The organism is Nocardiopsis sp. TNDT3, from assembly GCF_003427465.1.
Lineage (GTDB): Bacteria > Actinomycetota > Actinomycetes > Streptosporangiales > Streptosporangiaceae > Nocardiopsis > Nocardiopsis dassonvillei.
This window is the reverse complement of record NZ_QPFC01000700.1, coordinates 1-4,971: the sequence shown is the minus strand read 5'-3', so window position 1 is coordinate 4,971 and position 4,971 is coordinate 1. Positions and strand designations below refer to the sequence as shown.

Annotated in this window: 5 protein-coding genes and 1 riboswitch; all 5 genes read left to right on the top strand. The window is 73.5% G+C overall.

All coding sequences use genetic code 11. The features are described from left to right. Window positions 1–45 precede the first annotated feature (45 nt). Entirely contained in the window at window positions 46–717 is a 672-nt protein-coding gene (gene rpe / locus DQW06_RS17430) for a ribulose-phosphate 3-epimerase (protein ID WP_013151909.1), read from the top strand. Window positions 718–938: 221 nt separating this feature from the next. Next, on the top strand, window positions 939–1,961 hold the full coding sequence (locus DQW06_RS17425; RefSeq protein ID WP_117198933.1) for a phosphatase PAP2 family protein: 1,023 nt from the start codon (window positions 939–941) through the stop codon (window positions 1,959–1,961). A 154-nt stretch (window positions 1,962–2,115) separates the two neighbouring features. After that, window positions 2,116–2,246, top strand: a riboswitch (FMN riboswitch). A gap of 119 nt (window positions 2,247–2,365) precedes the next feature. Then, complete coding sequence (locus DQW06_RS17420; RefSeq protein ID WP_071621617.1) at window positions 2,366–2,998, top strand: riboflavin synthase; 633 nt, start codon at window positions 2,366–2,368, stop codon at window positions 2,996–2,998. Between the two features lie 92 nt (window positions 2,999–3,090). Further along, the gene (locus tag DQW06_RS17415) at window positions 3,091–4,380 is read left to right on the top strand and encodes a bifunctional 3,4-dihydroxy-2-butanone-4-phosphate synthase/GTP cyclohydrolase II (protein ID WP_013151912.1); all 1,290 of its coding nucleotides are present in this window, start codon (window positions 3,091–3,093) and stop codon (window positions 4,378–4,380) included. Window positions 4,381–4,502: 122 nt separating this feature from the next. Beyond that, on the top strand, window positions 4,503–4,971 hold a 469-nt coding region (ribH, locus tag DQW06_RS17410), incomplete at its 3' end, for a 6,7-dimethyl-8-ribityllumazine synthase (protein WP_117198934.1).

Here is a 4,971-nt window from a genome sequence, read left to right as displayed (position 1 = left end):
GCACCCGGACCACCCGCCCCCCTCCTCCGTGGCTACACTGCACGCGTGGCCATCCAGATCTCACCCAGCATCCTGAGCGCCGACTTCGCGCACCTCGCCGACGAAGCGGCCGCCGTGTCCCCGTCCGCCGACTGGCTCCACGTCGACGTGATGGACAACCACTTCGTCCCGAACCTGACGCTCGGCCTGCCCATCGTGGAGTCCCTGCTCAAGGCGACCGACACCCCCCTGGATTGCCACCTGATGATCGAGGAGCCCGACCGATGGGCCCCCGCCTACGCCGAAGCGGGCGCGGGCAGCGTCACCATCCACGCCAAGGCCGCCGGGGCCCCCGTGCGCACGCTGCGCGAGATCCGCCGCCTCGGCGCCCGCGCGGGCCTGGCCCTCAACCCCGCCGAGCCCGTCGAGCCCTACGCCGACCTCGTCGGCGAGATGGACATGCTCCTGCTCATGACCGTCGAACCCGGCTTCGGCGGACAGAAGTTCCTCGACGTGGTCCTGCCCAAGATCCGCCGCGCCCGCGAGATCCTCGACAGCCGCGAGGCCTCCGTCTGGCTCCAGGTCGACGGAGGCGTCAGCGACGAGACCATCGAGCGGGCCGCCGAGGCCGGAGCCGACGTCTTCGTCGCCGGGTCGGCCGTCTACGGGGCCCAGGACCCGGCCAAGGCCGTGGAATCCCTGCGCGCCCTCGCCACCGGGGCCGCCGCCAGGTCCTGAGCCCGAAGCCCCGACCCCCCGCAACCGAACGTCCGTCTGCGCAACGATCGCGACACGGTTCCGCCCTTCGCTGGCCCCATCCGGCGTCTCCCCCTAAGCTGTGCGACTCGTAGTCGTGAATCTCGCTTGGTCGCGGCTCCGTCTTCCCCTCCGCCTTCGCGCGCGCGGGGGAGCGGCGCGGCGTGAGCGCGTTGCCAGGCGCGGACCCCTGGGAGTACGCGTTGAACGCTTGGACCGCCGAGCACCTGGCCACGGACGCGCTGTGGGAGGCGGAGACCGCCCCCATCCTCTGGCTCCAGGGCCTGGGGGACTGGCTCGCCTACCCGCTGGGCCTGGTCACCCACCTGGGTTCCCACACGCTCGTCATCCTCGCCCTCACCCTGGTCTTCTGGTGCGTCAACCCCGGCCTGGGGGCGCGCCTGTTCGTCGTGGTGGCCTGCTCAGGCGTGGTCAACCAGCTGTTCAAGTCCCTGCTCTACGGGGCCCGGCCGCCCTGGTTCGACGCCCGCGTCACGGCCCACACGAGTTCGGACAGCTTCGGGATCCCCTCCGGGCACACCCAGGGCGCCACCGTCACCTGGGGCTACCTCGGCATCAGGTCCGGCCGCCGCGCCGTGCTGTGGGCGGCGGTCGCGGTCATCGCGCTCGTCTCGCTCTCGCGGGTCTACCTGGGCGCCCACTTCATCAGCGACGTCGTGGCCGGGCTGGTGCTGGGCGCCGCCCTGCTGTGGGTGGTCCTGCGCTGGGAGGATCGCGTCACCGCCTGGTGGCTGGGGCTGGGCACGGCCCGCTGGGTGGGCTACGCCCTGGCCGTCGCCCTGCTGCCCTGCCTGGCGGCCACCCTGTGGCAGCTGCTGGTGCGCGGTGACTGGACGGTCCCCCAGGAGTGGATCGGCGCGGTCCCCGCCGACCCGGCCGCCGAAACCCTCACCGGCCTGTACACCGTGGCCGGGACACTGCTGGGCGGGCTGGTGGGCTTCACCCTGCTCGCCCGGCGCGGATGGTACAGCGCCGCGGGCACCCTGGCCTCCCGGGCCGCCCGTTTCGTCCTGGGGGTCTCGGTGATCGTGCTGGTGCAGGTGTTCGTGAGCGTGCTCTTCGGCCACCTGGGCGGGCTCGCCGACGCCGCCGTGTCCTTCGCCGCCTACGGCGCTATCACCTTCTGGGCCTCCTTCCTGGCCCCGGAGGCCTTCGTCCGCAGCGGCCTGGCCACCCGGCCCGGGGCCGCGGCCGAGACCTCCTGAGCGGGCGGGACGCGCGGTCGCGGCGACACGCCCGCCGGGGCCGCCCGACCGGGCGCGCGCCGTCCGCGCCGACGCCGGCGGGGCCCGATGATTCGCGTCACACCGGCTAGGCGCGCCTGTTGACGAGGGGTTAGGATCCCTACCAGCAAGTTCAACACGTGCTCCGGGGTCGGTGTAATTCCGAACCGGCGGTGACAGTCCGCGACCCGGCCGAGTCCATCGGCCGGTTGAACCGGTGGAATTCCGGTACCGACGGTGAAAGTCCGGATGGGAGGCAGTACGTGTCGGGACGGCCCCTCGCCGCCCGCGTCCGCTGACGCGCGGCCCCGGTGCCGTCCTGTTCGTGGACCCTTCTCCACGCGTCCCCTCACCCCGGAGCCACCAGGCGAAGGGAAGGCAAGGGCGTGTTCACCGGAATCGTCGAGGAACTCGGCGAGGTCGTCTCCATCCAGGCCGCGGGCACCACGGGCGAGGCCGTACTGCTCACCGTCCGGGGTCCCCTGGTCAGCTCGGACGCCGCACACGGCGACTCCATCGCGGTCAACGGTGTGTGCCTGACCGTCGTCGACCGGGGCGAGGGCACCTTCACCGCCGACGTCATGAAGGAGTCGCTGGACCGCTCCAGCCTCGGCGGCCTGACTCCGGGCTCCCCCGTCAACCTCGAACGCGCCGCCCGCGCCGACGGCCGCCTGGGCGGGCACATCGTCCAGGGCCACGTCGACGGCACCGCCGCCCTGCTCTCCCGGAATCCCGGCGACAACTGGGACGTTCTGCGTTTCGGGCTGCCCGCCCACCTGTCGCCGTACGTGGTCGAGAAGGGCTCGATCACCGTCGACGGCACCAGCCTCACCGTCTCCGCGGTCAGCGAGCCCGGCGCCGAGGATGAGTTCTTCGAGGTCAGCCTCATCCCCGAGACCCTGCGGGCGACCACTCTGGGCGGACTGGCCACCGGTGCCACCGTGAACATCGAGGTGGACGTCATCGCCAAGTACGTCGAGCGCATCACCGCCGTGGCGGCGGTCCGCCCGCGGGCGTGAGCGCCCGCGCACGGCACGAGGGAGCGGACCCGCGCGGGCGGGCCGCCGCCCGCCCCAGCACCCACATCCACGATCCATCCCAGGGAGCGGCCATGACCGTCACCGAACCCACCCCGGCCACGACACCGATCGACCAGGCCGTCGTCCTCGACCCGATCGAGGAGGCCGTCGCCGAGTTCGCCGCGGGGCGGGCCATCGTGGTGGTGGACGACGAGGACCGCGAGAACGAGGGCGACATCATCTTCGCCGCCGAGCTCGCCACGCCCGAACTCCTGGCGTTCATGATCCGCTACACCTCCGGTGTGGTGTGCGTCCCCCTCGAGGGCGGGGACCTGGACCGCCTCGACCTGCCGCTGATGACCGCGCGCAACGAGGAGAGCCTGCGCACCGCCTACACGGTCACCGTGGACGCGCGCGAGGGCGTCACCACGGGGATCTCCGCCGCCGACCGGGCCCGCACCATCCGCCTGCTGGCCGCGGAGGGCAGCGGCCCCGCCGACTTCGTGCGCCCCGGCCACGTCCTGCCGCTGCGCGCCCGCCCGGGCGGCGTGCTGGCCCGGCGCGGCCACACCGAGGCCTCCGTCGACTTCGCCCGCCTGGCCGGTCTGCGTCCCGCGGGCGTGCTCGCCGAGGTCGTCAACGACGACGGCACCATGGCCCGTCTGCCCCAGCTGCGCGCGTTCGCCGACGAGCACGGCCTCAAGCTGGTCTCGGTCGAGCAGCTCGCCGCCTACCGCGAGGCGCTGGGGGAGGCGCTCACCGAGGCCGAGGCCCACCCGCCGCTGGTCTCCCGCGCGGTCCAGACGCGCCTGCCCAACAGGTACGGCCAGTGGCGCGCGGTCGGGTACCGGGGTACCGCCGACGGCGCCGAGCACGTCGCGCTGGTGTACGGGGACCTGACCGACGGCACCGACGTCCTGGCGCGCCTGCACTCGGAGTGCCTCACCGGCGACGCGTTCGGCTCCCACCGCTGCGACTGCGGCGCCCAGCTGGACGCCGCCATGGCCGACATCGCCGAGGAGGGGCGCGGGGTGCTCGTCTACCTTGGCGGCCACGAGGGCCGGGGGATCGGTCTGCTGCACAAGCTGAGCGCCTACAGCCTCCAGGACCAGGGGGCGGACACCGTGGACGCCAACCTGCGCCTGGGCCTGCCCGCCGACGCGCGCGAGTTCGGCGCCGGGGCGCAGATCCTGGCCGACCTGGGGGTGTCGTCGGTGCGGCTGCTGACCAACAACCCCGCCAAGGCCGAGGGACTGGAGCAGCACGGGGTGCGGGTCAAGGAGCGGGTGGCGATGCCCTCCTTCGTCACCGAGGACAACATCGACTACCTGCGCACCAAGCGCGACCGCATGGGCCACGACCTGACCGGCGTCGTCCGCTGACCCCGGCCCTGCGGCGCGGCCGACCGGCCGCCCCGCGCGCGGCGCCCCGGAAGGCCGGGGCGGCGCCCGCCCCGGCGGTGGTCCGGGGCCGCACACTTCGTTCGGAGAGGAAGCAGGAGCCCATGAGTGGTGAAGGACGCCCCGACAGCAGTGGTGTCGACGCCTCGGGGATGTCGGTGGGCATCGTCGTGACCCGTTGGAACGCGGGTGTGGTCCAGCCGATGCTCACCAGGGCGCTGGAGGTGGTGGCGTCCTCGGGCGCGGCCGAGCCCGTCGTGGTGGAGGTGGCCGGAGCGGTCGAGATCCCGGTGGTCGCCCAGGAGCTGGCCCGCAAGCACGACGCCGTGATCGCCCTGGGCGCGGTCATCCGCGGGGGCACCCCGCACTTCGACTACGTGTGCCAGTCGGTCACCCACGGCCTGACCGAGGTGGCGCTGCGCCATTCCACCCCCGTGGGCAACGGCGTGCTCACCTGTGACACCCTGGAACAGGCGCTCGACCGCGCCGGTCTGCCGGGGAGCGCCGAGGACAAGGGCGCCGAGGCCGCGCTGGCCGCCCTGGACACGGCGGCGGTCCTGCGCGGGCTGCGCC

What these genes read in the sequence shown, in the direction of transcription:
- DQW06_RS17415 (WP_013151912.1), top strand. Translation starts at nt 3,091, where the DNA reads ATGACCGTCACCGAACCCACCCCGGCCACGACACCGATCGACCAGGCC.